Below are 236 nucleotides of genomic sequence, written 5' to 3'. Positions count from 1 at the left end.
CATCGCAACCCTGAACGTCTTCGACCAGCCCTACATCCTCAACGGATCAGCCGCGACGGGCGCCTCGGTGACCATGCAGACCTACTTCATCAGTTTCCAAAACCTGAACTTCGGTGAGGGCTATGCCCTCTCCCTGCTCATCACCCTGGCAACCCTCGCGTCCTCGCTACTCGTTTTGAAATTTGTCTATCGACCGGTGGAATTCTGATGAAACAACGCACACCCCTCATGCGCCG

1 pseudogene is annotated in these 236 nt (G+C 56.4%); it reads left to right on the top strand.

Going from position 1 to position 236, the window contains the following annotated elements:
• Positions 1-208, top strand: a pseudogene (locus SB679_RS26265) (hypothetical protein); the annotation flags it as partial.
• Between the last annotated feature and the right edge of the window lie 28 nt (positions 209-236).

Origin of the sequence: Chryseobacterium sp. SIMBA_029, assembly GCF_046535275.1 — a bacterium.
GTDB lineage: Bacteria > Bacteroidota > Bacteroidia > Flavobacteriales > Weeksellaceae > Chryseobacterium.
Note: the sequence above shows the minus strand (reverse complement) of the source record. Positions and strands in the feature narration are given on the sequence as shown.